General features: G+C 42.6%; 28 protein-coding genes. 15 read left to right on the top strand and 13 right to left on the bottom strand.

Features of this window, described 5'->3' with window-relative positions:
- Window positions 1–19: 19 nt before the first annotated feature.
- Window positions 20–337 (bottom strand): thioredoxin, encoded by a 318-nt coding sequence (gene trxA, locus MiAbW_RS06610; RefSeq protein ID WP_002765348.1) that lies wholly within the window; start codon window positions 335–337, stop codon window positions 20–22.
- A gap of 323 nt (window positions 338–660) precedes the next feature.
- Between trxA and map the strand changes: the two genes are divergently transcribed.
- The 5 genes from map to MiAbW_RS06585 all read left to right on the top strand — a co-directional run bounded on the left by map (window position 661) and on the right by MiAbW_RS06585 (window position 5,798).
- Window positions 661–1,506 (top strand): type I methionyl aminopeptidase, encoded by an 846-nt coding sequence (gene map, locus MiAbW_RS06605; RefSeq protein ID WP_151695448.1) that lies wholly within the window; start codon window positions 661–663, stop codon window positions 1,504–1,506.
- Between the two features lie 90 nt (window positions 1,507–1,596).
- Window positions 1,597–1,998, top strand: coding sequence for a universal stress protein (locus MiAbW_RS06600; protein WP_110544848.1), 402 nt, complete (start codon window positions 1,597–1,599; stop codon window positions 1,996–1,998).
- A gap of 437 nt (window positions 1,999–2,435) precedes the next feature.
- Window positions 2,436–2,660: a DUF2811 domain-containing protein gene (locus tag MiAbW_RS06595; protein ID WP_002800048.1), complete on the top strand. Its 225-nt coding sequence runs from the start codon at window positions 2,436–2,438 to the stop codon at window positions 2,658–2,660.
- A gap of 49 nt (window positions 2,661–2,709) precedes the next feature.
- Entirely contained in the window at window positions 2,710–3,336 is a 627-nt protein-coding gene (pth, locus tag MiAbW_RS06590) for an aminoacyl-tRNA hydrolase (RefSeq protein ID WP_110544850.1), read from the top strand.
- 134 nt (window positions 3,337–3,470) lie between these two features.
- On the top strand, window positions 3,471–5,798 hold the full coding sequence (locus MiAbW_RS06585; protein WP_151695447.1) for a WD40/YVTN/BNR-like repeat-containing protein: 2,328 nt from the start codon (window positions 3,471–3,473) through the stop codon (window positions 5,796–5,798).
- Between the two features lie 120 nt (window positions 5,799–5,918).
- On the opposite strand, the gene fumC is transcribed toward MiAbW_RS06585, so the two are convergent.
- Window positions 5,919–7,322, bottom strand: coding sequence for a class II fumarate hydratase (fumC, locus tag MiAbW_RS06580; RefSeq protein WP_151695446.1), 1,404 nt, complete (start codon window positions 7,320–7,322; stop codon window positions 5,919–5,921).
- A gap of 269 nt (window positions 7,323–7,591) precedes the next feature.
- Here fumC and MiAbW_RS06575 point away from each other — a divergent pair, with 269 nt between their 5' ends.
- A complete protein-coding gene (locus MiAbW_RS06575) occupies window positions 7,592–7,879 on the top strand; it encodes a YggT family protein (protein ID WP_151695445.1) in 288 nt (95 codons plus the stop codon).
- Window positions 7,880–7,883: 4 nt separating this feature from the next.
- Here the strand turns inward: MiAbW_RS06575 and gshA are convergent, their stop codons facing one another.
- Window positions 7,884–9,038, bottom strand: a complete 1,155-nt coding sequence (gshA, locus tag MiAbW_RS06570; protein WP_151695444.1) for a glutamate--cysteine ligase — start codon at window positions 9,036–9,038, stop codon at window positions 7,884–7,886.
- 39 nt (window positions 9,039–9,077) lie between these two features.
- A complete protein-coding gene (locus tag MiAbW_RS06565; protein WP_151695443.1) occupies window positions 9,078–9,470 on the bottom strand; it encodes a pre-16S rRNA-processing nuclease YqgF in 393 nt (130 codons plus the stop codon).
- Between the two features lie 348 nt (window positions 9,471–9,818).
- Here MiAbW_RS06565 and brnA point away from each other — a divergent pair, with 348 nt between their 5' ends.
- The 3 genes from brnA to MiAbW_RS06550 all read left to right on the top strand — a co-directional run bounded on the left by brnA (window position 9,819) and on the right by MiAbW_RS06550 (window position 12,411).
- The gene (brnA, locus tag MiAbW_RS06560) at window positions 9,819–9,995 is read left to right on the top strand and encodes a type II toxin-antitoxin system BrnA family antitoxin (protein WP_151695442.1); all 177 of its coding nucleotides are present in this window, start codon (window positions 9,819–9,821) and stop codon (window positions 9,993–9,995) included.
- 287 nt (window positions 9,996–10,282) lie between these two features.
- Window positions 10,283–11,875, top strand: coding sequence for an ArnT family glycosyltransferase (locus tag MiAbW_RS06555; RefSeq protein WP_151695441.1), 1,593 nt, complete (start codon window positions 10,283–10,285; stop codon window positions 11,873–11,875).
- 71 nt (window positions 11,876–11,946) lie between these two features.
- Window positions 11,947–12,411, top strand: coding sequence for a DNA phosphorothioation-associated protein 4 (locus MiAbW_RS06550; protein WP_151695440.1), 465 nt, complete (start codon window positions 11,947–11,949; stop codon window positions 12,409–12,411).
- 8 nt (window positions 12,412–12,419) lie between these two features.
- Here MiAbW_RS06550 and MiAbW_RS06545 read toward each other — a convergent pair whose 3' ends face one another.
- The 3 genes from MiAbW_RS06545 to MiAbW_RS06535 are packed head-to-tail and all read right to left on the bottom strand — an operon-like array spanning window position 12,420 to window position 14,004.
- Window positions 12,420–13,058 (bottom strand): DUF1361 domain-containing protein, encoded by a 639-nt coding sequence (locus MiAbW_RS06545; RefSeq protein ID WP_151695439.1) that lies wholly within the window; start codon window positions 13,056–13,058, stop codon window positions 12,420–12,422.
- A gap of 3 nt (window positions 13,059–13,061) precedes the next feature.
- Window positions 13,062–13,478: an acyl-CoA thioesterase gene (locus tag MiAbW_RS06540; RefSeq protein WP_151695438.1), complete on the bottom strand. Its 417-nt coding sequence runs from the start codon at window positions 13,476–13,478 to the stop codon at window positions 13,062–13,064.
- Between the two features lie 7 nt (window positions 13,479–13,485).
- Complete coding sequence (locus tag MiAbW_RS06535; protein WP_151695437.1) at window positions 13,486–14,004, bottom strand: cofactor assembly of complex C subunit B; 519 nt, start codon at window positions 14,002–14,004, stop codon at window positions 13,486–13,488.
- Window positions 14,005–14,139: 135 nt separating this feature from the next.
- Between MiAbW_RS06535 and MiAbW_RS06530 the strand changes: the two genes are divergently transcribed.
- Window positions 14,140–15,045, top strand: coding sequence for a metal ABC transporter permease (locus MiAbW_RS06530; protein ID WP_151695436.1), 906 nt, complete (start codon window positions 14,140–14,142; stop codon window positions 15,043–15,045).
- Window positions 15,046–15,300: 255 nt separating this feature from the next.
- On the opposite strand, the gene MiAbW_RS06525 is transcribed toward MiAbW_RS06530, so the two are convergent.
- On the bottom strand, window positions 15,301–16,080 hold the full coding sequence (locus MiAbW_RS06525) for an ABC transporter ATP-binding protein (protein ID WP_151695435.1): 780 nt from the start codon (window positions 16,078–16,080) through the stop codon (window positions 15,301–15,303).
- A 27-nt stretch (window positions 16,081–16,107) separates the two neighbouring features.
- Window positions 16,108–16,740, bottom strand: coding sequence for a 2OG-Fe(II) oxygenase (locus tag MiAbW_RS06520; protein ID WP_046663689.1), 633 nt, complete (start codon window positions 16,738–16,740; stop codon window positions 16,108–16,110).
- Window positions 16,741–16,931: 191 nt separating this feature from the next.
- On the opposite strand from MiAbW_RS06520, the gene MiAbW_RS06515 reads away from it, so the two are divergent.
- Together MiAbW_RS06515 and MiAbW_RS19935 are read left to right on the top strand one after the other, a co-directional pair.
- A complete protein-coding gene (locus MiAbW_RS06515) occupies window positions 16,932–17,177 on the top strand; it encodes a helix-turn-helix domain-containing protein (RefSeq protein WP_151695434.1) in 246 nt (81 codons plus the stop codon).
- Window positions 17,158–17,928, top strand: a complete 771-nt coding sequence (locus tag MiAbW_RS19935; RefSeq protein WP_238707206.1) for a hypothetical protein — start codon at window positions 17,158–17,160, stop codon at window positions 17,926–17,928. The genes MiAbW_RS06515 and MiAbW_RS19935 overlap by 20 nt, the downstream gene beginning before the upstream one ends.
- On the opposite strand, the gene MiAbW_RS06505 is transcribed toward MiAbW_RS19935, so the two are convergent.
- A complete protein-coding gene (locus tag MiAbW_RS06505) occupies window positions 17,920–19,260 on the bottom strand; it encodes a DNA cytosine methyltransferase (RefSeq protein ID WP_151695433.1) in 1,341 nt (446 codons plus the stop codon). The genes MiAbW_RS19935 and MiAbW_RS06505 overlap by 9 nt on opposite strands.
- 170 nt (window positions 19,261–19,430) lie before the next feature.
- On the opposite strand from MiAbW_RS06505, the gene pheT reads away from it, so the two are divergent.
- Window positions 19,431–21,866 (top strand): phenylalanine--tRNA ligase subunit beta, encoded by a 2,436-nt coding sequence (gene pheT / locus MiAbW_RS06500; protein ID WP_151695432.1) that lies wholly within the window; start codon window positions 19,431–19,433, stop codon window positions 21,864–21,866.
- Window positions 21,867–22,032: 166 nt separating this feature from the next.
- Window positions 22,033–22,725, top strand: a complete 693-nt coding sequence (locus MiAbW_RS06495) for a pirin family protein (protein ID WP_151695431.1) — start codon at window positions 22,033–22,035, stop codon at window positions 22,723–22,725.
- Between the two features lie 60 nt (window positions 22,726–22,785).
- Here the strand turns inward: MiAbW_RS06495 and MiAbW_RS06490 are convergent, their stop codons facing one another.
- The gene (locus tag MiAbW_RS06490; RefSeq protein WP_151695430.1) at window positions 22,786–23,028 is read right to left on the bottom strand and encodes a hypothetical protein; all 243 of its coding nucleotides are present in this window, start codon (window positions 23,026–23,028) and stop codon (window positions 22,786–22,788) included.
- A gap of 257 nt (window positions 23,029–23,285) precedes the next feature.
- Between MiAbW_RS06490 and MiAbW_RS06485 the strand changes: the two genes are divergently transcribed.
- Window positions 23,286–23,762, top strand: a complete 477-nt coding sequence (locus MiAbW_RS06485; RefSeq protein ID WP_151695429.1) for a hypothetical protein — start codon at window positions 23,286–23,288, stop codon at window positions 23,760–23,762.
- Window positions 23,763–23,825: 63 nt separating this feature from the next.
- Here the strand turns inward: MiAbW_RS06485 and crtB are convergent, their stop codons facing one another.
- Together crtB and pds are read right to left on the bottom strand one after the other, a co-directional pair.
- The gene (gene crtB, locus MiAbW_RS06480; protein WP_151695428.1) at window positions 23,826–24,758 is read right to left on the bottom strand and encodes a 15-cis-phytoene synthase CrtB; all 933 of its coding nucleotides are present in this window, start codon (window positions 24,756–24,758) and stop codon (window positions 23,826–23,828) included.
- 105 nt (window positions 24,759–24,863) lie between these two features.
- A complete protein-coding gene (gene pds, locus MiAbW_RS06475) occupies window positions 24,864–26,294 on the bottom strand; it encodes a 15-cis-phytoene desaturase (protein WP_151695427.1) in 1,431 nt (476 codons plus the stop codon).
- Window positions 26,295–26,591: the final 297 nt, after the last annotated feature.

Here is a 26,591-nt window from a genome sequence, read left to right as displayed (position 1 = left end):
GTTCTGGTTCAAAATTATCTTACAACAGAGTTTGTAAATGTTGAACCAGTTGGTTAACCTGCACCACTCCCTCGATTCGATCGATCGGTTGACCATTTTTAAAGACTACTAAAGTCGGTAAAGCTTGAATACCGTACTTAGTGGCTAAATTAGGATATTTGTCTGTATCAATTTTGACAATCTGTAGGCGATTTTTGAAATACATTCCCGTTTGTTCTAGAATCGGAGCCATCATTTGACAAGGACCGCACCAAGTGGCATAGAAATCCACTAACACGGGAAGATTAGTGGTTTGCAACAGTTCCTGAAAACTGGAAAACTCTTTTTTGACTGCCATAAATTGTCACCTCGCCAGAAAAATAGCCTTTTTCCTACTATAGCTTTTCTAGATGTTCCCTAGACCTCGTGTAAAAGTAATTTATCGAGCCGCTATCGGCTCAAAATATCTTAAAACTCAGATAAATTTGCGATAATTTTCGGTTTTATGGCTAGTAAAGTTGTCTCTTGTCTTTTTGATCCTCATCTCCCTGCTCCCTTCTCCCTGCTCCCTTCTCCCCTCTCCTATCTCCTCACCTAACGGAAGATTTTTGATTTCTCCAGAGCAGTCATCGATCGCAGGGAAAATGCTAAGTTAAGTAAAGACTCGACAGCCAACTTTCCATGAACATCCTAACCAAGCTGCTTTTTCCCGAAACTAAAACTCCAGAGCAAGTAGGTTCCCCGCGAGTACAGAAAAGCCGCCGGGGAATCGAGACCAAATCCGCCGCAGAAATCGTTATTATGCGACAAGCGGGTAAAATTGCCGCCACAGTCCTCAAGGAAATTGCCGAGATCGCTCAACCCGGGATGACGACGGCGGATCTGGATGTCTATGCAGAAAAACGTATCCGCGCAATGGGTGCTACTCCCAGTTTTAAAGGTTATTATGGCTTTCCTGCCTCGATTTGTGCCTCCGTCGATAACGAAGTCGTTCACGGTATCCCTAGCCCGAAAAAACGCCTCAAAGCTGGTTCTGTCTTAAAGGTAGATACGGGGGCCTACTACCAAGGTTATCATGGGGATTCCTGTATCACGATCGCTATCGGTTCCGTCTCTCCAAAAACTGAAAAATTAATCCGCGTGGCGGAAGAAGCTTTATATAAAGGCATAAATCAGGTAAAAGCTGGCAATTATCTGCTAGATATTGCAGGAGCGATCGAAGATCACGTTCAAGCTAACGGTTTCCAAGTGGTAGAAGATTTTACAGGTCATGGAGTGGGCAGAAATCTCCACGAAGAACCCTCGGTATTTAATTTTCGCACTAATCAGTTACCCAATGTCAAACTCCGCGCTGGGATGACTCTGGCAATTGAACCAATTGTCAATGGGGGATCTAAACATACCAGAACTTTACGCGATCGTTGGACGGTGGTGACGATGGATAATGCTCTCTCTGCTCAGTTTGAGCATACTGTCTTAGTAACCGCCACAGGTTATGAAATCCTAACCGATCGCGATAACCTATAAAATTGTCTATCTAGGCATAATGGCAAAATCAAAGATTTTTTGCTCTGGAATCTTAATTGGAAATTTATTTAGCGGTAGGATTTAGTCAAAATGTTTAAAAATATCGTTGTTGCCTTAGATTGTGGGGAATCATCGGATCGAGTCCTCCATGCTTTGAATTCCCTCTCTCTAGCGGCAAATTCTCGCATCATCATCACCCATATTCTCAGCAAGGAGGGAGATGAATCGGCAGTGGATCGCCCTCACCCCTCCCTTGAGATCATTGAAGATCAATTGCGCTGCTATCAATCCCAGATTACTGCTCCTAGTGAAATCGAAGTCATTTTTGGCGATCCAGCGGAGGAAATTATTCGTTTAGCTAATATCTATCAAGCTGATCTGATCGCGATCGGTAGCCGGGGATTAACGGGAGTTCAACGGGTGATCGAAGATTCTGTTAGTAGTCTCGTGGTGGCAGAAGCTACCTGTTCCGTATTAGTGGTAAAAGCATAGCAGCCAGCATTCAGCTAGAAAAGGTGCTCTGACAAGAGTGCCTAAGTAGTCTTGAGCATCACTACGGATTAAAATTTGCAAATCTTATTTTTCCCCGATGTTTTCCCCCATACATTCCCCAGTATTTCCCCACTCACTCTCAAGTTTTCCACAGTTTACCCAGACTTTTCCACAGGCAACAGCGATATAATCGGCACTTGCTTCCAGAAAAAATTAATCTTGATCGTCAAAATCCCCATCGATAGATACTGAGTTACTGTTAAGTTAAGTAAATAAAATCTAGCTCTAAGCCTTATTCCTTCGTAAATATTAAGTTTTTCTAAAGCATTCCTTTACATCTGGTAATATTGCAACTCCCTCCAACTTGGCTCACAATAGTCCTTACTGTCCACTACACGAGTCAGGGATTTCCCCACTTCCGATCAGAGGTAAACGATATGAATACATCAGTCAGTATCTTGGCAGAAATCCCCGAAATCCTCCACCAATCCCTACAACAATACCTAGAAACTCACCCTGGTTGGGATCAAGATGGTGTGTTTACGGCGGCACTATCATTTTTTCTACTTAATTGTCAATCCTCCGAAAGGATGAATTTTGAGGAGCAAAATAGCTGTGCCAAGGTTTATCTAGAAACTTTGTTCCAGCGCTCGGAGTGCTAATTCGGTGATAATGAGAGTCGGGTGATTGTTAGAAGCCCGATTTTCCCCTATGAATTCCGATAAAACCCCTAATTTAATTATTCCTCGGCTAATTATCGGTTTGGGCAATCCCGAACCCAAATATGATCGCACCCGTCATAATATCGGTTTTGAAGCTGTGGACTCATTAGCGCGGGATTGGGGGTTATCTTGGCAGGAAAACAAGCGATTTCAAGGTTTTATCGCCGAGGGTGACGGTCCTCTCCCGGGCAAAATTCGTCTTTTAAAACCCCAAACCTATATGAATCGATCCGGGCAATCGGTGCGATCAGTGCTGGACTGGTATAAACTAGAGCCAGAGTCGATTTTAGTCATTTACGATGATATGGATCTGCCCCTAGGCCGGTTGAGAATCCGTCTATCGGGATCGGCGGGCGGACACAACGGTATTAAATCGATGATTGCCCACGTTGGCACGGAAAACTTCGCTCGTTTACGCATAGGAATCGGTAAATCAACCGAAAAAGCGACTATTTCCCACGTTTTAGGCCGATTCACCCCGCAAGAAAACGAAGTGATCTTGAAAGTGTTAGACTTGTCCAGAAAAGCGATCGAACTTGGTCTCAAACAAGGGTTACAAAAGGCAATGAGTCTCTACAATAATCAAAGTGTAGAGATTGGTTCTAATCTATGCTGATAGCAAATAAGCCCGATTTTAGTAATGGTTATAATCGCCATTTTCGTCTATACTATTACAGAACCCTTGCTTCAATTTTGATCGCCCTTTGCTAGATTAGGTCAATTTTTATCCTCGATATTAGCAGTTTAAGTATGATTAATCGCCAAAGTTTGCTGAGATTCGCCCACAAGTTTAATCTCATTTTATTGATAATCGCTACAGTTTTTTGTCTTTGGGGTAATCCCGCTTTTGCCCATCGTCCCCATGATGTGATTAGTCAAGTGGAAGTTTCTCCCGATTTCCAGACAGATAATACAGTATATATCTTAGCAAGAAATAACCTTTATAAATCCAGCGATGGAGGTAGCAACTGGACAAGATTAATTCAAGGTTTAGATTATACGGGGGAATTAAGTTCTCTATCCCTATCTCCCCTCAATAAAAATATTCTCTATCTAGCTTCAAGATCCAATGGTATTTATAAAAGTAAAGATGCGGGGGAATCTTGGCAGAAAGTTAATCAGGGTTTAGCAACTAACTTTATTAACTTCGTAGAAATTGCTCCTTCCGATCCCAATGTAGCAGCGGCAGTGGGATTAGAAAAAGGGGTTTATTTAACCGAAGATGGCGGTAAAAATTGGTCAAATATTTTCCCCACCACGGCACTGATAACCTTTCTCGCTATTACTCCCAGCAATCCAGGTCGAATTTTTTTCGGGGATGAACAGGGTAAATTATACACTTCCTCCGATGGGGGGAAAACTTGGCAGAATCTCCCCTTGCCTGCTAATGTGGGGGCAGTGGATACAATTGCTTTTTCTCCTAATCTAGACAGGGATAAAACCTTTTTTGTCGGTACAAAAGAATCAGGTATTTTTAAAACCGTTGATGATGGTAAAACATTCCAAGCCGTCAACGAAGGAATTAAAGATAAAATCATCGAAGACATTGTTATTTCTCCCGAATATGCCCAAAACTCCACCCTTTATGCCATCACTTGGTATGACGGGATGTATGTTTCCCAAGATGGGGGCAAAAGTTGGACAAAAATGAGCGAGGGTTTAACCAAAGACAAACAAGCTGATGATTATAAAGTTCCCCATTTTATGGATTTAAAAGTCGTTGAAGATACGATGTTTTTGGGGGGATTTAATGGCTTATTTAAAACCACGGATAGCGGCAAACAATGGCAGGAAATAGAAACTTTAGCCCAGGCAACAGTTATCGCTATGGCGGTTTCTCCTAATTATGCCCAGGATGGTACTGTCGTCATTGCTAATTATATAGGCAATATCTTCATCAGTCGGGATAAAGGGGAAACTTGGACACCAATTAATCGCGGTTTAGAGGTTTATCGACTTGGCAAGGATCCGGAAGAATCAGGACAAGATCCCCGGCGTTTCTTTGACATTGCCTTTTCTCCTAATTATGGAGAAGATAGAACTATTTTTGCTGGGTTTTTACGCAATAGATTTGCCAAATCCGATAACGGGGGTGATTTATGGAAAATTATCGAAATCGATGAAGGAGTCCGCGGTCCGAGAATAGTTACTTCTCCAGATTTTGCCAAGGATAAAACTCTTTTTCTTACCAATCAGCAGGGCAGAATATTTCGTTCTACCGATGGAGGAAATACGGTTAAAAATATCAGTGAAGTGGGCAGAATTTTTGGTAATTATGCCCCTGCTATGGTAGCTTCCCCCGATTTTGCTAAGGATAAAACTTTGTTTGTCACGGGAACAGAGGGGATTTATCAAAGTGTTGATGGTGGACTAACTTGGAAAAATGTCACTCAAGGAAACCCCCTATCAAAAACCCCTAATGTGCAGTTGGCAATGTCTCCCAATTATCCCAAGGATGGGACTATTTTTGCTGGGACAATTTCTGGGTTGTTTGTCAGCAAAGATGGGGCTAAAAGTTGGACAAAATTAGAGAAACCAGGGTTTAATCCGCAAGCATCAGTAGAAACTATTGCTATCTCTCCTGATTACGCTAATGATCGCACGGTAATGGTTAGTTTACAGGGAGATGGATTGTTTAAATCTACCGATGGCGGGGCAACTTTTCAATCAATTGGTGATCCTAAAATACCCCTAGTGAAAATTCATAGTATCCCTTCCTCTGGTATCTCCGTCCAGTTTTCTCCTAATTACGCTCAAGATAAAACTTTATTCGGTTTTGGTGGCGCTAAAACTACAGTTTTTCGTTCCACCGATGGGGGAGAAACTTGGACAAGTGTAACTATTCCTCCTCACGCAGAAGAAGATACACCCCGCTATAAAATCGGTGAGTTTTTCTCTGGTCGCGTTGGCACAATCTTGCGCTTAGTTATCCCGATTCTCCTAGCAATCGTCGCTTATTTTCTGGTGGGTTTCTTGAAACTGGAGAAAATTATTAATCTTCCTAAATCCTTCTTCCGCATGGCAGCAGCATTTATGATTTTTCTCTTTGTTTTCTTCGTTATCATTAGCCAAGTTTAGTAGAAATTTTTGCTGGCGGGGCTTGACAAATCCCGCCGCTTGCCATATATTTATATGTATAATGGAAATCCGTGCCTGCCTGCGACCTCTGATTTCTGCGGCAGTTATCCCCTCAGACAATTAACCATCAGCAACATAGGGATTGACCATCTTAGCGGGGTCAACAATGCGATCAAAATCTGCCTCGTTGATGTATCCCAGTTGCAAGGCTGCCACTTTCAGGGTTAAATCCTTTTCTAGGGCATAATGAGCGACGTAGGCAGCCTTTTGGTAGCCAATCACGGGACTTAGAGCAGTCACCAGCATCAAGGACTGATTTAAAAAAGTCTCAATTTGTTTTTGATTAGCAGTCATCCCCTTAACCAAAAACTGACAGAAATTAGCGCAACCATCAGTGAGCAGCCGGATAGACTGCATCAGATTATGAATCAACAGAGGTTTATAGACATTCATTTCCAGATGTCCCCCGGCGCCTCCCATCGTCACCGCTAAATCATTAGCCACCACCTGCACTGCTATCATCGATAAAGCTTCGCATTGGGTGGGATTAACTTTCCCTGGCATAATTGAAGAACCTGGCTCATTTTCCGGCAGCTGTAATTCTCCTAATCCACAACGGGGACCACAGCTAAGTAAACGGATATCATTAGCAATTTTATAGAGAGAACTAGCGATAGTTTTCAGTCCCCCGCTCAAGAAAACGAGAGCATCGTGGGAACCTTGCACGGTAAACTTATTAGGAGCGGTAATAAAGGGTAATTTGGTCAGATTAGCGATTTCGGCAGCCACATCTCGATCAAAATCCAGGGGAGCATTAATTCCTGTACCCACTGCTGTTCCTCCCAAGGATAAACGATAGACTTTTTCTAGACATTTTTCTAGCCAATCGCTGCCGTCATCTAATAAACCCACATAACCAGAGAATTCTTGTCCGAGGGTTAAAGGTGTGGCATCCTGTAGGTGAGTGCGACCGATTTTAACTATATTTGCCCATAATTGCGCCTTTTCATCGAGACTATTCCGTAATAGTTGCAGACTGGGAATTAATTTTTCCTTGACTGCCAAGGCAACGGCAATATACATGGCCGAGGGAAAGGAATCATTAGTCGATTGGGACATATTAACATGATCGTTAGGATCCACGGGAGTTTTGCTACCCAGAGGATTCCCCGTTAGTTGACTGCAACGATTGGAGATGACTTCGTTGATGTTCATGTTAAACTGGGTGCCACTTCCCGTCATCCAAACGTAGAGGGGAAAGTTATCTGCGTGTTGTCCGGCTAAAATTTCATCGCAGACTTGACAGATGAGGTTTTTTCTCTCCTGACTGAGACGATTTTTTTGCTGATTGACAATTGCACAGGCTTTCTTGAGAATGGCATAGGATCGGATCATCTCCCGGGGCATGAGATTATCACCGATACTAAAGTATTGTAGGGATCTTTGGGTCTGCGCTCCCCAAAGTTTATCGGCAGGCACGGGAATTTCTCCCATGCTGTCTTTCTCGATGCGAAATTCTGTCATCTTTAAGTTACTTTTGCGGTCAGGAAAAGATGGTCGTTATCTGGCCTGAAAAGAGGGTGGTACAGGGCGACACTGATTCCCATTATAAGAGTATAAGTCAAGTCTGGCTGATTTGTCAAGCCCTATTGGAACTTTTTCTGGCGGCATTTTTACCCAGGAGGTTGACAAGAATAACTGGCAGGGTGCTGGGGCGATGAGGATGATTAAATGGGACAAAAACTGTTATATTGTAGGGAAAATAATCGGTAAAAAAGACGGGATTGGAGACTATGGACACAGCGATCGCATTAAGTTGGACATTGGGAATTATTTTAGGGTTGATGACCCTTTTATTTATCTTAAGGATCGTGCTGACTTGGAATCCACAGGCAGATTTAAATAGCTTCCCCTTTAATATTATTGCCTGGCCCACGGAACCTTTTTTAATCCCCGTGCGTAAACTGATACCACCCTTGGGAGGAGTTGACATTTCTCCGATTATTTGGGTGGGAATTTGTACGCTGCTGCGGGAAATTCTTCTCGGTCAACAGGGTTTAATTACCATGACCCTCAAATAATTATTTAAGCGACTAGAATATGCTGACATAATTTATGTTCTAACTCTCGTTCCTGTTTTTCTAGGGTAATAATCGCCTGTTTGATAATACTTTTAACATCCATACCCTGGTCGTATTGTTTTAACCATTGTTGTGCCGTGTTACCCTCACGGAGGATTTTTTGTAGGGGAGAGAGGAAACAACTAAAACCCCTTGCTTTAGCGATCGGATAAACTTGAACATAGAGGTCTTTAATCCAATCCCTAGCCAAGATTTCTCGGCCATCGTACCAATGTCTCAGGGTGGCATCAAGACTAAAACGTGCGGCGGCCTGTTCGTTTTCTTGGGTTAAAGTTAATAAATCCTCGCTGCGATTGCTGCTGGGTAATTGACTTAAAATTAAAGGGTCTAATTGGGGATCGTGCAGAAGTTGAGTTAAACGGGCTTCTAAAAAAGCCATGACTGCTAATAAACTAATAGGATCAGCAATCAGGTCACAAATTCGCAATTCTAGACGATTGAGATTATAGGGACGATTGCTACCGTTAGGACGTACCGACACCCAGAGATGACGAACATTCTGCATCGTACCGAGTTTTAATTGTTCCTCGGTCCAAGTGACAAAATGTTTATGACTTTCAAAGAGGGGAACAGAAGCGGGAGTTTGGGGGAAAACTTGCCAACGACGGGAATGGGAACCGGTGATTTTACCATCGAGAAAAGGAGAGGAAGCGCTTAAAGCCAAGTATAAAGGAGCTTCTAGGCGAATTAAGCGACAGGCACGCATTAAATCCTCATAATCGCTAATACCGACGTTAATATGAATACTGGCCGTGACTACATTAGTGCCGTAGGTCTGTTCGATATAGTCATGATAGGGATTGTGGGGGTCACTGCGATAAAAATATTGACTATCGCCCAAGGAGAGGGTACTGCCAGGGATTAGGGTATAATCGCCTAAACGACGCAAATATTGCCGTAGAGCTAGACGAGGTTTTAAAGTAGCGCATAAAAGACGGTCATAGTTAGTCATGGGAGCCGTAGTATATTCTACGTTACGAGTATCCGGTTCCCGGACAAAACCATCTAAATCCTTGACAATGCGATCGGATAAACCGATAATTTCTCCGGCTGCCGTTCCGGTGTACATTTCCACTTCAAAACCTTTACTTAGAAGCATCGTCAATTCACCCTGCTGTGTCTATTTTGTAGTGTGACATTATTTGGACTGTAAATGACGTTCGATCAGTAGAATCGCTACTATATCATCAATGGGGCGATCAGGAAGACGCATCCCCTGGGGGATGAGTTTCTGTAGTCCTTTGGGGGGAAACATTTGCCAATAGCGATCGCGCGCTTCTAGGGTACTATTGCGTTCATCCACTAGAGTAATCGGGATGGAGATACAAGCGGCAATTTTTTGGCGCCAACTTTTTGAAGTGGTTTGATTCCCCATCACCAATAATTCGATCGGATACTGTTGACAGAGACTAGCTAAACGCTCGATCGCTTGTGAAGATGCTATCACCTCATGGGTATAAATTTTCCCCGTCGATGACCTGACTGCGATCCCACATTTATCCTTACCCGGATCAAAACCGAGAATACACATAGTTTTTATCTCCTGCAGCAGTGGTCGGTTTTATTAAATCATTAAATTAGGGGTTCGGGTGTTGGGGACTTCAGTGAACAGTAATCAGATTGCAGTTTTAAGTGGACAGTGTGAGGTGAAAACTACTGATTACTGTTCACTGATAACAGCAGCAAGGGAAGCCCAAAATTTCTTGGTTTAATTATACTATGACTCTTGCCGATACAGTCACTACCATAATACTATGGTAGGGGAGCCTAGTAGTCAGTGAGTTTACCGAACTGCGTGCGACCAAAATGTCCTATAGATATTTCGACCAAATTGAGATGCAGCCACGGAAACGAACTAGACATGAAGAGGTAGAAATTTATGAAAACTGAAGATTTTGACCGCAAATTTGATGATGGAGAAAATATCATCGAATACTTGGATTTAACTAAAATTAAACGTTATAATTGCGAGGAACAAACAATTACCTTTAAGTTTCCCTCATGGATGGTAGAGGCTCTTGAGCAAGAAAGTCAGCGTCGTGATTTACCGTTATAAGCTATCGCCCTGATTATTATTGATTTGATGGTGGCAAAAGTTATTTAATTAACATCAGTTTTATTTAAGTTCCCCGTTCCCTTAATCCTCTTTCATATCTCAAATTAGCAACGCCTAGGGAGAGTTTACTGATAGCCAAGGGCTAAGAGATGACAGAGTTGGTGATATAGTAACTAAAGATCACACTTAAATCTAACCTTGCCATAGATGTACAAATCTCGAATCTGGCAACCCCAAAAATCTCCCGTCTCTAACATCAGTTTTAGCGATGAAATGAGGTAAGAATTTTGACCAAAATACTTAGCGATCGCATTGCCGTTTATCTGCTCATCGGTGGACTCCTGTTTAGAATAATCATCGCCCTGGGGCTTTATCCTGGGTACGATGAGGCCTATTATTACGTTTACAGCCATAATCTGGATTGGAGTTATTTCGATCATCCACCAATAGTAGCGATTTCCACGGGTTTTGGGACTTGGATCACGGGATTAGTCAATCAATTTACCATTCGCATCGGTACTCTCCTCCTCTATACCGGCAGCCTCTGCTTGCTATATCTGACGGCTTTAAAATTGTTCAGTCTGCCGGTCGCCAGAATGACTTTAGCGATCGCCACTCTCATCCCCATCTATGGGATTGTCTTCGGGATTCTCTCGCAGCCAGATAGTCCTTTAATCTTTTTTTGGTCATTAACAGTCTATTTAGCTGCCCAGGAATTCTGGCCAATTCGGGAAAAAAACTATCATCCTAGCTATCGTCTCGCTTATATTGGACTTGCCGTAGGATTGGCGGTTTTAAGTAAATATCACGGCTTTATTTTGGGCTTTGGTTTAGTTTTATTTTGTCTGACCACTCCCCGCTATTGGCCTGTATTTAGGTCTTCCTGGTTGGGATTAGGATTTATTCTCTTTTTGATAACTTTATTGCCAATTATCTACTGGAATATTAACCATGACTGGATTTCCTTTCGCTTTCATTTAGAAGAACGTTTTTCTGGAGAACCCAAAACCTTTAATATTCTCCGTATTCTCTCGGTTATTGGTATTAGTATCGCCACGATGTTTCCTCCTTTTGGTCTGCCAATGTGGTGGGTGACATTTAAAAGCTTTGGCGAACAAATCCCCAACTTTATCTCGAAAAAAAGATTTTTTAATCGAGAAGAAGAATCCCTAAAAAAATGGTTAATTCTCTCGGTTTCTCTGCCTTTAATACTGGGAATGCTTTATGTGGGAGCTTCCCATTATCTCGCTCCTAGTTGGATTTTACCAGGGTTCTGGTCCTGCACGATTTTATTAGGAGAAAAGTCCAATACTTGGCAGCAATCTTCTCGAATTTGGGTAAAAAGATGGTTATGGGGATCGGGAATTTTTATAGTTACTGTTTTATCGATAGCAATGCTTCACGTTACCCTTGGCACTTTCCAAAAACCTAGTCAATACGCAATTTTTGGGGGAATTATTGCCCCAGAACAGGATCCTTCTCGGGAAATTGTCGATATCGATCAACTGCGCCAAGGCTTTGCTAATTCGCCCGAATTATTAGCGCTCTTAAAAAATTCTAGCTTCGTTTTTACCCATAGTTTTTATGTGACAGCATGGCTAGATATGGCCCTTTATCCCCTAGTTCCTATCCCCGTCACCTGTTTTAACAACGATCAAAGAGGTTATCAAATTTGGTTTAATCATCAAGAATGGATCGGTAAAAATGGTTTATTAATTACTACCAATAGTTCTCTAGAAAGACCGGAAATAATCGATCGCTACCGTCCCTATTTCCAAGATATAACTAAAGTAGCTGTCATTCCCATCAAGCGCGGTGGTGTCGCCATCGAACAATTTCATGTTTACCAAGCTAAAGGACTAATTAAAACTTATCCTTAAAGCAGTTATAGCGGGTAGGAGAGTTCTACCTACTGAATTTTGTAACCTTTTTTACTTTTTACTTGATAAATATGTCCATTCATCGAGTGCGTATTGCTAGAGATAAAGGGGAATTTGTCCAGTCCTTAGTTAATTTTAATCAGGGAATTGGTCCCTTTCCAACCTATGCTGATGTCATCGCTTTTGCGGCGGCTTTAGGGGTAAGATATCAAGAGAGGGTGGCGATAGAAAATGTGGCTAAGGAACCCTCACCTATTAACCTAGAAATTTTTATTTCTCGTGGCTACGATACCCTAATCAAATTATTGGCAGTTAATGAATTGCAAGACACGAAAATTCTTTCTCCTCACGGAGTAGATTCGGAAGCTTTGCGAGTAACAATTTTCGAGGAATATGCCAACGCCGGTTTAGCAAGATTAGAACGAGAATTGCGCGGTGCGGTGGATTATACCGAAAGATTATTGTTAATTATCAGTCAAGAACGTTTTCGAGAAATTACTGCCACAACCGAATTCGATTTAGGTAGATTTTTGTAGTAGAAATCTTAGTTATTCCTGTAGGAGGGAAACAATTGCTTGTAAAGTTTTTTATTGATCTCGTATAGTAGCCAAATAATTAAAAAACAGACAGAGATGAATAGCAAAGGTTTTTTAGTCAGTAAATTCTGCAAACTCCAGAAGACTTGCTGCGGTTGAGTGATTAGGTGCCAACTATTCAGTCGGAGAAACCTTCCTAAATAGATACCGATCGCACTTAAAAAATGGAGAGTTATTTCTAGGGGTAAAACTGCTGAATTTAGCTGACTTTGCTGACAATAACTTTTTAAATTAAGTAAGGAGAGAACGTATAGCTGAAAGCCAATAAAAATAAAGATACTATACTGGGGTATTAGAACTAAAAAAATTAAACTTTTGGCGTAATCCTGCTGAACATAAGAGATTAAATGAATGCTATCGGTGAGAATATAGGGGGCATTGGGTAAAAAAAGCAGGAAAACTAAGAGAATTAACCACCAGAGTAGGGAACGAGAAAAAGCGAGCCTAAATAGCCAAAAGCTAAGGATAAAGGGTATAAAAGCCAGAAAAGAATTCCAGATAATTCTTCTGGTACTGAGGTTAAATAATTGCCAAGCATTGTGCCACCAATCCCCAGTTAAAATCATCATTAAATCTGCCCAAATCATTCCTTAAATACCAGTATCCTCTGGGGTTGATAAATATCCTAACCAATTTTTTAAAGATTCCGGGAAAGGGATTCTTTGTCTAGCGGTGGGATCGATGCAGACATGGTGGGTTTTTGCTTTTCCGACCATGATTTCAGCCAAATAAATTTTATACTGCAATTCAAACTCGTTTTCGCTTAGGGATCGGACAGTGAAATTAATCTGTATGCGATCGCCACAAAAAAGGGGACGAAAAAACTGGATTTCCGCTTGAGTAATCGGTAGGGCAACCTGAGAATCTTTCAAAAAATCCTTGATATTGATGCCAAATTGTGCTAAAGAAAACTCGTAGGCTTCATGACAGATCGAGAGAAGATGGGCAAAGTAAACCACACCGGCCGCATCGGTATCGGCCAGATAAATTAGGCGTTCATAGGACATAAAAAGCTTATTGTCTTTCTAGAAAGGTTAAACTATCTTGTAGTTGTCTTAACTCGTCCCGATGGGCTTTGACAGTTAATTCCGTTTGCTGAGATTTGCTTTCTACTTTAAAAGCCACTTCTTCTAACCGGCCGACTTTTTGCCAATAGAAAACACCCGCAAGGGGAGATAAACCCACAAGAGCGAAAATATAGGGATTAGTATCGGGAAATAACACCGATAACACCAGTGAGAAGCAAAATAAACCCAAGGCCGCCAAAATTGTCAAAAATATCGCTAGAAAAGGGCTAGGTGGCACAAAACCCTGTAATCTGACAATATTCTGTGCGGGTTCTATCGCCTTGACTTGATAGGAACGTCGGTCAAAATAATCTCGTAGTTGTTCCAATAGTTGGTCGTCACTGGTACTCGTAAGATAGACACGCTGTTCGATACGCTCCTTGACGGAACCGCGAATAAAAAAGAATAATCCCACCATGAGCAGGAGAGTCAGAAAAAAAGTTGAGGAAAGAACGGGGGTATCCATGGCGGCAGTTAGGAGCGAAAAAACTTACAATTAATCCTAATTATCCTAACCTATCTTCTCCCCCGATTCAGAAGATAGACCCTAGGAGCAAAACCTCGATCGAGAATCAGAAAAATTTAACCTCAAGGCAGATTCATGGGCAACAATCTATTAACAGGATTAATCGAACCCTTACAGTATAGTTTCATGCAGAGATCCCTAATTGAAGCTATCATCGTCGGGATCATTTGTGCGGTGGTGGGAACCTACCTGATGGTACAACGTTTGGCCCTCTTGGGCGATGCCATCAGTCACTCGGTCCTACCTGGACTAGCGATCGCTTTTATTGGTAATTTTAATCTTCTCCTGGGTGCTTTACTAGCCTCAATGGTCAGTACCCTACTGATTAACTTAATCCGTAATCGTTCCCCAATCAAAGAAGATGCGGCCATGGGTATTGTTTTCTCGGCTTTTTTTGCCCTTGGTATCACCCTGATCACTCTCATCCAAAAAAACAACAAAATCGACCTTAATCACTTTCTCTTCGGTAATATTCTCGGTGTTACTGCTGCCGACATCCGCGATACCCTAATTATTGCCTTTATCGTTTTATTAACCGTTTTGCTCCTATATAAAGAACTATTATTCTACACTTTCGACAAAATCGGGGCGCAAGCGGCGGGTTTACCAGTAAATTTATTAGATTTAGGCTTAATGCTCCTGATAGGTTTGACAATCGTTGCTAGTCTCCAAGCGGTGGGAGTAATCCTCGTTTTGTCCCTTTTGATTACCCCCGCGGCCACTGCCTATCTTTTAGTTACCCGTCTCCATCAAGTCATGGGTGTGGGTGTGGGTGTGGGTATTATTTCTAGTATCAGTGGGATGTATTTAAGTTATTACTGGAATTTACCCTCTGGACCTGCGATCGTGCTTGTCGCTTTTACCCTATTTATGTTGGCCTTTTTATTCAGTCCCCGTCAAGGAATTTTGACTCATCCCTCTAGTCTAGGTGGTCAACTTTCTATCTGGGGAGAGATGAAAAATTTGTTGAGACGGCGTTAGTTTGCAGGAGAAGGTGGGAGTGATCAAAAAAAGCCGATGGCTGACGGCTAAAAAACTGATAACTGCGATAATTTGCCAGATTTTAGAGGCTCTTACCCCGATATTGTACGAATTTTCTCGTTTTATCTTGTACTTAAGCGACATACCAGACCATAGCATTAGCTTCATTCTTTCCCAGAAGAATCTTACAGGAGAAATCGGGGGATTTCGGTAATCTAGATGCGAGTTTTCAGTTCACTAATTACTCTTTACTGATCACTGAATTGGTCCGTGGATACTGCCGGTAAAAAATTGCTTGAGTACGGGGATTTCGGAGTGATAAGCCTCTTGAGTCGGTCCAACCCATTGAAATTGACCTTTATAGAGAAAAACGATGCGATCGGTGGTATTTTTGATGGTGCTGTGGACGTGGGTAACAATGAGATGGGCCCCACAAGCTTTTTTTAGCTTGAGAAGTTCCATAATTACCGTCTGAATGCGGGTAGAAGCGACGGGATCGAGTCCTGCAGTGGGTTCATCGTAAAGGAGAATGTTCGCTCGATCGGCGGCGATCGAGGGATCGCTGATAATTGCTCTGGCTAAACTGACGCGTTTTCGCATCCCTCCGGATATTTCAGAGGGATAGAGGTCGTAGGAACCAGCCATACCCACTAAATCCAGTTTTTCTTCCACTAAATCGCGGATTTCGGCTCGTTTTAGCTTTGAGTGGCGATAGAGAGCAAAACCGACATTTTCCCCAACAGTGAGGGAGTCAAAAAGGGCCGATTGTTGGAAAACTAGACCAACACCGAGGGGATCTTCCCCCTGTTCTACGGTTCTCTGGCGTTTTGTGCCGTAGATATACACTTCTCCCCGATCGGGGGCCAGTAATCCAGCGACTAGGCGTAAAATGGTCGATTTTCCCGTCCCGGATGGACCGATCACGCCGATCGCTTCCCCTTCGTACACTTTCAGATCGACGTTATTTAAGATTACTTTCTTGCCGAAAGCTTTAGTCACTCCCCTTAATTCGACGATCGGTTCGCGCATCACCATCTAGAATATCTTTACAAAAATCCCCTTTTATTGTAGGGCAATGACCCGATCTTTCTTTTTTTTCTTTTCTGGTTTTATGGTTCGCGATTCTATCTGCATTTCGGGAATCTCTCGCAATTCTTCGGCATCTAAACGATATTGTTCGCAGACAAGACTGAGACGAATACCGGAACAGCTAACGGGATTAACTGAATGGGTGAGATCTCCTTGAAAGAGGATCAGGGTGTTAGCACAAGGACGAATCTGGGCCACGGAACGATTGCCTGTTGCTAGTACCAATTCCCCCCCTTGAATATCTTTAGGAACCTGCACATAAAGGACGCTAACTAGGAGCGGGGGATCGATTGTTTTACAATAGGATCGCAGGGAGCGATCGATATGGGGATCGACGCGTGAACCAGTTTGTAGGAGTAAGGGGTTAAGATAAAAAGCGTTGCAGTCAGCTTGTAAACTGCGATCAAGATAGGGTTTAAAATAGGGAAACATTCGTGCAACTTCGCTGATTTGTGTGCGTCGAAAAGCGATGGAAAAGCCTTTGGTTTTAACGAAATCTCGATTTAAATTGTTAACTGTGAAGTGGGGACAAGCGAGAATCTGTCCTTGTAGTTCGCTCAGATAACTGGGAGTGAAAGCGTCGGGATATTGGGAATAGTAAGGCACGGATAGAATCGCAACGGTATGGCAATCTTTAGGATATATTTTTAGTCAAACACAAAATCAGAGTTTTTGCCGCTCCCGAATACAGGTTTATTGAGAATCAGCTTTTGTGACTTATAGTCCGTAGATTAATAGTCATCATAGAAGGAAAATGGACTGTAAAGAATTTCAATATCTTCTTTGGTAGTTTATATATGGCAGGAAAGCTAGTCACTGCTGTTGCTGTGACTGTAAGAAAATTGCGGAAGAAACGTAATCTGAGTCAAGAAGCTTTAGGGTATAGGGCTAATCTTGACAGAACCTACATATCTGGAGTTGAAAGGGGAGTAAGAAACATTACTTTGGACTCCTTAGAACAAATTATTTCAGCTCTGGACATGGATATTGTTACTTTTGTCAATAGTGTTGCGGAAGAAATTAATGAGTTATATCATAAATAAACATTCTGATACCAGCTTTTTCTCAAAACAGGGTCAGAAAATAACTATCGATAAAGTCATATTTGAGCATTCATTAGTTGAATGTGATTCTGTTGTTAAAAAAATAGTCCAAGATATACCAGTAGATATATTTGGAATTCTAGGTATGAGAAATCTTTCTGCATTTATTGGTGAGCTATTTGCCATAGAATTTGCCAATAAATCCCAGGGATTATTTATCAACAATCCGCATCAAGACGGCTATCCAGATTTGCTGTTAATGGATAAAAATGGCAAAGTTTTTTTTGAACAACTTTCCCAAGAAAGACGAATGCGAGATAAGTCTCCATCTAGTCCATTTGCTAATGGGGGAGTAGAGGTTAAAGCCACTTGTGGCAGTGTTCCTACACCAAGAGAATTAAAGAAGACTGGAAAAGAAAAACCTGATATGGGAGACACAAGAATCGAGGTAATGAAAAGCTATGATTGGAAGGCTCACCATAGAGAAACTAACAATCTTATTGGCATTCTCTGGGATTTTGAGAATACTATACCTCAAATAGTTGCTGTCTTTTTTTGCAACAACTTAACTGACAATGATTGGGGTAAAATTGTTCAGCCAAAAGAAGGCGGTGGAAGAACAACTAGCGTCTCAATTATGTCACGACAAGGCGTTAAGAAAATGTATAAAAACTGGATTATGATCAAGAATGACGATAGATATATTAATTTTGTCAACAAATATAACAAAGACAATTTAATTTCAAAATAGACAGAGCTGCTCATATTTTTCCTTGATTTGCTCCTCAAGAGAACAATCATCATTGAGGATGGATACTAAATGATCAAATATTTTTTGTAATCCAGCAGGTGGGATACTTTCGCCAATTAACTCTCTAATTAGTTTATCACTAACTCTTTTGCCATCTGCCCGTTTCCATGAAAATGGGTATTCGGTAATTGTATGAAGAATCATTGCTTCATACAGAGATAATACTCTATTTTGAATAGGATGTAGTTTATTGTCACTACAAGCATAGGAGAGATTTCGTGTAATTGTACTGGCTGGTGCGTCCCAACTCATTCTTTTATAGGCACTGGTATAACCTTTCATCAACCTGTATTTTCCATCTTCTTTAACCCATGGACGAGGAAGAATGTGTCCACATTTAAGGCAGTAAAGGGGGGTTTCTGTACTAGCTCGATTAATTCCTTCATTATTTTTGCGTGCGCTGTGTGTTGGATTACCATTATATCTACAAACAGGGTTAATACATTGATTATCAAATGAACTTTTTTCTTCTGGTGTATTACTGATCCAAAAATATTTTTCTTCATCTAATAGGGGTACATAGTGATATGGTATATCATCTGATTTAGCAGTTTCTGTTCGTTGAGAGTCAAGTGGTGGTAAATGATATATTGCGTCTCGAACAGTTTTCCATCTGGGAAGTTCTAATCCTTCTTTACTATGAGTTGGTTTAGGAAAAAGAGAATTGTTCTTTTTTAAATAATTCTTCAGTTTCTCGTTTTTAGTAAATATTGAAATAAGTCGTTGACGATTCTGCGGGACTCCATAATCGGCAAAATCTATAATGCTAATCGAACTTAAAAACTTATCACCAATACGCTGTTTTATATAACATAAAATATTTACCAAATAATCATCTTTCTCGGGAAAGGGTATATAAGTATTTTGCATTTCTGGCACATTTTCCATGACCAGTGTTTCTGCTCCACTAGCCAGAAAAACTTCTAGGGTGGGAATGATTAATAAATTTCTCTGGTCGATTTCATTTTTTGAGCCTTTACGAATAGAATTAAGCAGCTTACCCCTGCCATTTCTAGACATACCTTGGCAGGGAGGAGTCGCAAAAACAATGTCTAAATTTTGTCCAGAGAGTCGCTGCTTTGTTTCTGCGACTATCTCATTTTTTGTATCCCATATATCCCCAATAATCATTAATGATTCTGGGTGGTTAAATTTAAATACTTCTGCACGATCTTTCAATAATTCATTCGCCACTACAACTTCAAATCCCCCAGAGCGAAGAGCCATATCTCCAATTCCACCACAGGCAAATAGACTGATTGCTTTCCTCATCGATTTTCTGACTCCATGTAACTTATAGTCTATAATAATAATTGGCTGAAGGCAACTTTTAAAAATGAGTATCCCCAGCAAACCTGAAAGCGATCTTTCCGGCCAACCTGGTCGTGGTGACTACCCCCCGTTTACAATAGTTAAGAACCAACGGCAAGCAAGAATTAACGATGCGGATTTCGATCAAATGGTTACGAGAATTAGTCAAAATAGCCCAATCTCCCCAAGAATTAGCCGAATTATTGACAATTGCGGGAATAGAAGTGGAAGAGATCGAGGATCGCCGAGAATGGGCAAAGGGTGTGGTTATTGGTAAAATTATCGATCGCCAACCCCATCCCAATGCAGATAAATTAAGTGTCTGTCAGGTGGATATCGGTCAGGAAAATCCTAGTACAATTGTCTGTGGTGCGCCCAATGCTAGGGCTGATATTCTAGTTCCCGTGGCTACTTTGGGAACTTATTTAGCCAAAATCAATTTAACGATTAAACCGGCTAAATTGCGCGGGGTAAAATCGGAAGGGATGATCTGTTCCCTCGCAGAATTAGGATTAACTAAAGATTCTGAAGGAATCCACATTTTTAGTCAGGAAAATCTCCCTTTAGGTACGGATGTTCGTCCCCTTTTAGGACTCGATGAGGTGATTTTAGATATTTCTCCCACCGCTAACCGTGCCGATGCTTTGAGTATGATCGGAGTTGCGCGAGAAGTGGCGGCTTTGACAGGAGGAGAATTAAGCCTACCAAAAGTGAAATTAGGGGAATTTTCCCCTAAAAAAGATTTAACGCTAGAAATATCAGAAAATACAGCCTGTCCTGCTTATATTGGTACGGTGATCGAGGGGGTAAAAATTGGCCCATCTCCGCTATGGTTGCAACAGCGTTTACAGGCTGCTGGATTGCGATCAATCAATAATGTGGTCGATATTACTAATTATGTACTTTTGGAGTGGGGACAACCTTTACACGCTTTCGATTGCGATCGTTTACAAAGTTTTGCCGGAGGTAAATCCGTTACTATTGGAGTCCGTTTTGCCGAGGAAGGGGAAAAAATTATTAGCCTTGATGGTCAGGAAAGAAGCTTAAAAGAGCTTAATTTATTAATTACTGCCAATAATAAGCCGGTAGCTTTAGCGGGGGTGATGGGAGGTCAAGATACAGAAGTTAACGAGGAAACCGTTAATCTTGTGCTAGAGTCGGCTTTATTCGATCCGATCGCCATCCGTCGTTCCTCAAAAGCGCAGGGTTTACGCAGCGAATCTTCCGGACGCTATGAACGCGGTGTTAATCCCGCCGCTTTGGAATATGCTTGTCAAAGGGCGATCGATTTGATTCTAGAGTTAGCTGGGGGAACTGTCAGCAGTCAGGTTAAAGCTGATTATCGTGCCGATCAGTCCAGTCGTTCGATCGAATTGCGTTTAGAACGTTTGCAGCAGCTACTGGGTCAAGTTACCCTAGATAATGATGCGATCGGTGAAATTCTCGCCGAAGATGTGGAACGGATTTTAGGCAATTTAGGCTGTGAATTACAGTTAACCTCGCAAAATCCTGTTCTGTGGACTGTGACAGTGCCAGACTACCGTTATCGGGATTTAGAACGAGAAATTGACTTAATTGAAGAAGTAGCGCGACTGTACGGATATGATCGCTTTGTCGATACTTTGCCGGCAAAAACCGCAGCCGGAGGATTATCCTTTGAGGAAACTATACAGCGTCGGGTACGGGAAGCTTTTCGAGCAGTCGGTTTGACGGAATTAGTCCAGTATTCCCTAGTTAAACCGGAATTAGCGGAAGTTGTCCTCGCTAATCCCCTTTTTGTCGAGTATTCTGCTTTGCGGACTAATCTCCTAGACGGTTTAATCGAAGCGTTTGAGTATAATCAGTCTCAGGGTAACGGTTCCTTAAATGGCTTCGAGATCGGGCGAGTTTTCCGCTTAGAATCGGATAATATCAACGAATACGATGCAATTGCTGGTATTTTCGGCGGTGATTTCTTCCCTACTGGACGTTGGCTGCGATCGGGTAAAGAGGTAGCCATGACTTGGTATGAAGCAAAAGGGATTTTAGAAGCAGTATTTGATCGCCTTTCGCTGACGGTAAACTACGAAAAATATGCCGAAGATGCGCGTTTTCATCCCGGACGAACAGCATCTTTATGGATTGGTAAACAACGCCTAGGTATATTCGGTCAACTACACCCGCAATTGCGTCAGCAAAAGGGATTAATTGAGGCAGTTTATGCCTTTGAAATCCAGTTCCCGATCCTGTTAGCAACTCTTAGGGATAGTGCCAAAATTACCCCACGTTTACAGGTCTATTCTACCTATCCGGGGGCAGCGCGAGATATAGCTTTCTTTGTTTCCACAGATATACCCGTAGATAGATTGACAAAAACTATCAAAAATGCAGGGGGCAATCTCTTAGAAAAAGTCGAATTATTCGATCGCTATCAGGGGCAGAATGTGCCAGAAAATCATTGTAGTTTGGCCTTTAGTTTAGTCTATCGTGCCAGCGATCGAACTTTAACCGATGAAGATGTGGAACCCTTAATGACAAAAGTGCGAGAAGCTTTAGTTAAACAGTTCCAAGTTTCTTTAAGAAGTTAAATTCAGCGAGCAATTATCAGTTATCACACATCGACCTTATATTATCTCAAGACTGAAAGTTTTTCGGCTTTGCTGAATCAAGATATGAATAGTAATTGTGCATCGTATCGACAACGAACACTTATTAGATAGACTAGGAATATAGAGATAAAAAAGAGGAAAACTGATGATTAATATACGCAAAGCTGAGGAAAGAGGCCACGCTAACTATGGTTGGTTAGATACCTATCATACTTTTTCTTTTGCCCAATATTATGATCCCCAACAGATTAATTTTAGGAGTCTCAGAGTTATTAACGAGGATAAAGTGATTGGGGGAAAAGGATTTCACACCCACGGACACCACGATATGGAGATTTTAACCTATGTTTTGCAGGGAGAACTAGAACACCAAGACAGTCTCGGCACGGGTTCCGTGATTCGACACGGTGAAATTCAACGGATGAGCGCGGGAACGGGGATAAAACACAGTGAATTTAATCATTCTGCCACTAATCCACTCCATCTTCTGCAAATTTGGATTATTCCCGACCAAAAAAATCTAGAACCCAGTTATGAACAAAAAGCGATCGCATTTTCTCCCCATACCTTACAATTAATCGCCTCTCCCACCGGTGCCGGTAATGCGGTTAAAGTCCATCAAGATGTTAATCTCTACGCAGGAATCTTGCCACTAGGCCAGTCCCTCACCCATTCCTTAGTACCTGGTCGTTATGGCTGGTTACAGGTGGCTAGAGGGCAAATAACCCTAAATGGCGTGCATTTACGAGCGGGGGATGGAGCGGCAATTAGCGAGGAAACTTCTTTAGCTATTCAATCCCTAGAAGACTCGGAAATTTTGCTTTTTGACCTAGGGTAGCGGGGTTGAGTATTAGGAACCCTGGGGGCGAAGTTTTGCCGCCAATTCCCCGGCCGACTTTTAGCCATCAATACTGTCCACCACACACAGAAAATCGTTGTGGATTAACTCGGCGATAAAATTCTCCGGATCGGTTATAGGAACAGTAACGCCTTGGCTGGCTACCATCTGTGCAGCCATCCGAGTCATGAATTCCTGTCTTGTTTCCGTCATTCTACCCTGACATTGTTGTAATTTTTCTACCAATTCCATTGGGGAATCGGCCACCAGTTTATCTCCCTCGCGGGTGACATAAATTGTCATCTTTCCTACCTCCTAAATGATGGGGAACGAGAATTCGGCACTACTAAACCACTTCTTTTCTCGCTATCATTATTGCCAGTTAGTTGGTCCGGGCCTCGTCCGTCTTTCCCTATTGCCACTATTTGTTCTGGCTTGTCGCCGGGTACTTATTATTATCACTAAAATAAAAGGATAAATTTGTCAATCTTTGTAACGAAAAATCAAGAAAAACTGTTCTCACGGTATCGCCCTGAACCTTTGCGGAGAAATTTGTTACAATAAAGACAAGGGGATTCCCTGCGCCAGATCCCATCCCTAGTAAAAAATTGGCGGGGTGGGGAGCGGAAGCCAATAGTCCCGATCGGGACGGCATTTGTCAGAGTTTCCCGCTTCCTTTAGTTTTAGGGGGAAAAGCCATGAAATCTGCCACATTATTATCGCCCGATCGACCGCTGCCAGAATTTCTCCGGTCAGCTATCCGAGAACGTTTTCCGGGTAAAGCGATCGATGATCTCAGCATCCGCTACTATGAAAGCGTCGAGGATGTGGGGTGGGAGTATTTTAACGATCAGGTGTTGCCGGGCTGTAGCGATGAGCCTGTTGTCCGCTATCTCGGCCCGTTTATCTCCTACGTCCGTCTAGGGGAGGCCTTGGTTTTGGATCGGCAAGATGGTCTTGTGGTTTACGAAACCGATCAAGATGTTCCCTGCACGGAAACTGGACCTTTCTGGTGGGTGACTCCTAAATCGCGCTAAAAAAGCCAAACCTGGGTAAGATTTGACGGGTGGAGTCGGTAAACGACAAAACCCGTCGCATTTTTATAACGCTTGCGATCGCAGCCAAGCCACAGGTAAGTAGAGCATTTTCTTGGGTAAAGGCACGAAGGCACGACGGGCGAAGACCTCGTAGTTATTTGCTTCAATTACGTCTAAAATGCCTTGATAAAGCAGTAAAGCCGCCCAAACCGGCCAACGGGAATCGGGATTAAGGGCGCGAATCCCCCTTTCGGCGGAATCGTAGTAATAACGGGCCCGCTCAATTTGGAAGCGCATTAACGCCTTCCAACGGTCATCATTAACCCCTTTGAGTAAATCGTCTTCGCTGTAGTTAAAACGCTCTAAATCCTCTAAAGGTAGATAAATCCGCCCACGATGGACATCTTCCCCCACATCCCGCAAAATATTGGTTAATTGATTGGCAATACCGAGATCGATCGCCTCTTCTTGGGGAATATAGACGCTCTGATTGCGTCGCCAAGGGGCTGAGCGATCGCCATCTTCCAATCCTAAGACCGCGCTGGACATTAACCCCACCGTTCCCGCCACCCGATAGCAGTACAGTTTTAGTTCATCAAAGGTTTGATAACGACTGCGATAGAGATCCATCTGTTGCCCAGCGATCATATCCCGAAAGGGTTGGATATCCATGGGGAACTTTTCTAGAGTATCCACGAGAGCGACATCGGCATCCTCAAGGGCAACGCCAGAAAAGACGGTTTCTAGCTGTTTTTCCCATAAATCTAGGGTTTCAGAGGTAGTTAACCGGGCTTGGGGTCCATCGACCAGTTCATCGGTACGACGACACCAGACATAAATTGCCCAGATCGCTTGACGTTTTGCTTTCGGCATCAGGAGAGTACCGAGATAAAACGTTTTGGAATACTTCTCTGTAATCCGGCGACAGAGTTCGTAGGACTCCGCAAGGGAGACGAGGGGTTTGGTGGGGTGGGTCGGTTTTGGCAATTGGAGCATTCTGCTGGGGCGGAATGATTGACTTAGATTAACGGCGAACTGTGGCTAATGATATAGCATTGTCTCACTCAAGGCCATTTTCGTCATTAGTCCCTAGCCAGAGAATTAACGAGCGCTGGACACTGGTGTAGATTGGGTTTTATTCGGGTTTAGCGGTGCTGCGGGGTGATCTTTGCTGATCACTGCTGCCGCTAATTTCCCCGATAAAACCGCTCCTTCCATGCTTCCTAAATATTTTTGCATGGTATAGTCACCGGCGAGATAAAAATTCTCGATCGGAGTTTTCTGAGAAGGTCGATAAGCTTGTCGGCCGGGGGTGGCTTTATAAACCGATCGAGGAGTTTTCACCAGATGATATTTTAACAATTGACTGGGATTATCGCCAGTAAAATGTTGGGGAAAGAGTTTTTCTAATTCTTTCATCGTGGCGGCGATAATTTCTTCATCGGATTTGCTAATCCAATCCTGAGCAGGAGCGAGAACTAATTCTAACATCGAGCGATCGGGGTTAGCGTATTCTTTACAGGTGTTGCTCATGTCAGCATAAACACTGAGTAAAGGCGAACGGGAGAATAATAAATGATCGATGTCGGTTAGTTTGCGATCAAACCAAAGGTGTAAATTAATGACGGGAACTCCTTCTAATCCTTCTAATTTTTGAAAGAATTTATCTTCTTGCCAAGGTTTAGGCAGTAAAACTTTTAGAGGATCTACAGGCATCGCAGAAACGTAAATATCGGCTTCAAAAAGATAATCTTCCCCACCGTCTAAACCGCGCATTAAGAAGGCTTTAACTGTGCCATCTTCATTTAAGAGAATCTCTTTTAAAGGGGCATTTAAGCACACTTCGCCACCTCTAGCGGTGATGTAACCGACTAAAGGTTGGCAAAGTCTTTCTGTGGGTGAACCGTCGAGAAAGGCCATTTTTGAGCCGTTTTTCTCCTGTAAAAAGCGGTTGAGGGCTGTTAGTAGAATCGTGGCGGAAATCTCGTTAGGATCGATAAAGTTTAGGGCTTTCGACATAGCGATAAACACTTCTTTTTCTACCCTAGGTGGGATGTTTTGTTTCTCTAACCATTCCGACCAAGAATATTTATCCATCTCCTCGACGTATCTTTGTCCTTTAACAATGGCAGGGATTAAACCTAGTCCAAATTTAATTTTTTCCTCCCAAGTTAACATATCATTATTGCTGAGAATGGCAACAATGCCGTTAATTGGGGCGGGAATATCTGGGAAGTCAAACCGCGAATAGGTCCCGGGTTTTTCCGGCTGATTGAAGATCATCGAGTGTTCTTTCCACTGTAGGCGATCTTCTATGCCTAATTCTTGGAATAATTGCAGCATATTGGGATAAGCCCCGAAAAAGATATGTAAACCAGTTTCGTACCAGTCCCCATCGGCATCTTTCCAAGCAGCAATTTTTCCCCCTAATACATCGCGACGTTCCAGTACGATGGGCGTATGTCCCGCATCGACAAGGTATTTCGCACAAGATAATCCGGCTAGTCCTGCACCAGCGATCGCAACTCGCATCGTTTCCTATCTACTCTCTAATGTCTTGTCTTTATCACCTTCGCTATTATACTTCACATTTCGTTACATTTTTTTCAGATTATCGAGAAGGCGGTCGGCAGGGGGCAGGAGGCAAAAGACAGGAGGAGATAGGGTGATAGGGTTTTGGGATGATAGGGTTTTGGGGTGATAGGGTGATGAGACAGCTTCCCCATTTCCCCATTTCCCCATTTCCCCATTTCCCCACTTCCCCACTTCCCCACACCCCACTTCCCCACACCCCACTTCCCCACACCCCACTTCCCACTTCCCCAATGC

This window comes from Microcystis aeruginosa NIES-4325 (assembly GCF_008974145.1).
GTDB lineage: Bacteria > Cyanobacteriota > Cyanobacteriia > Cyanobacteriales > Microcystaceae > Microcystis > Microcystis aeruginosa_G.
The sequence above is the reverse complement of the archived record's forward strand: the minus strand, read 5'-3'. Positions and strand labels throughout refer to the sequence as shown.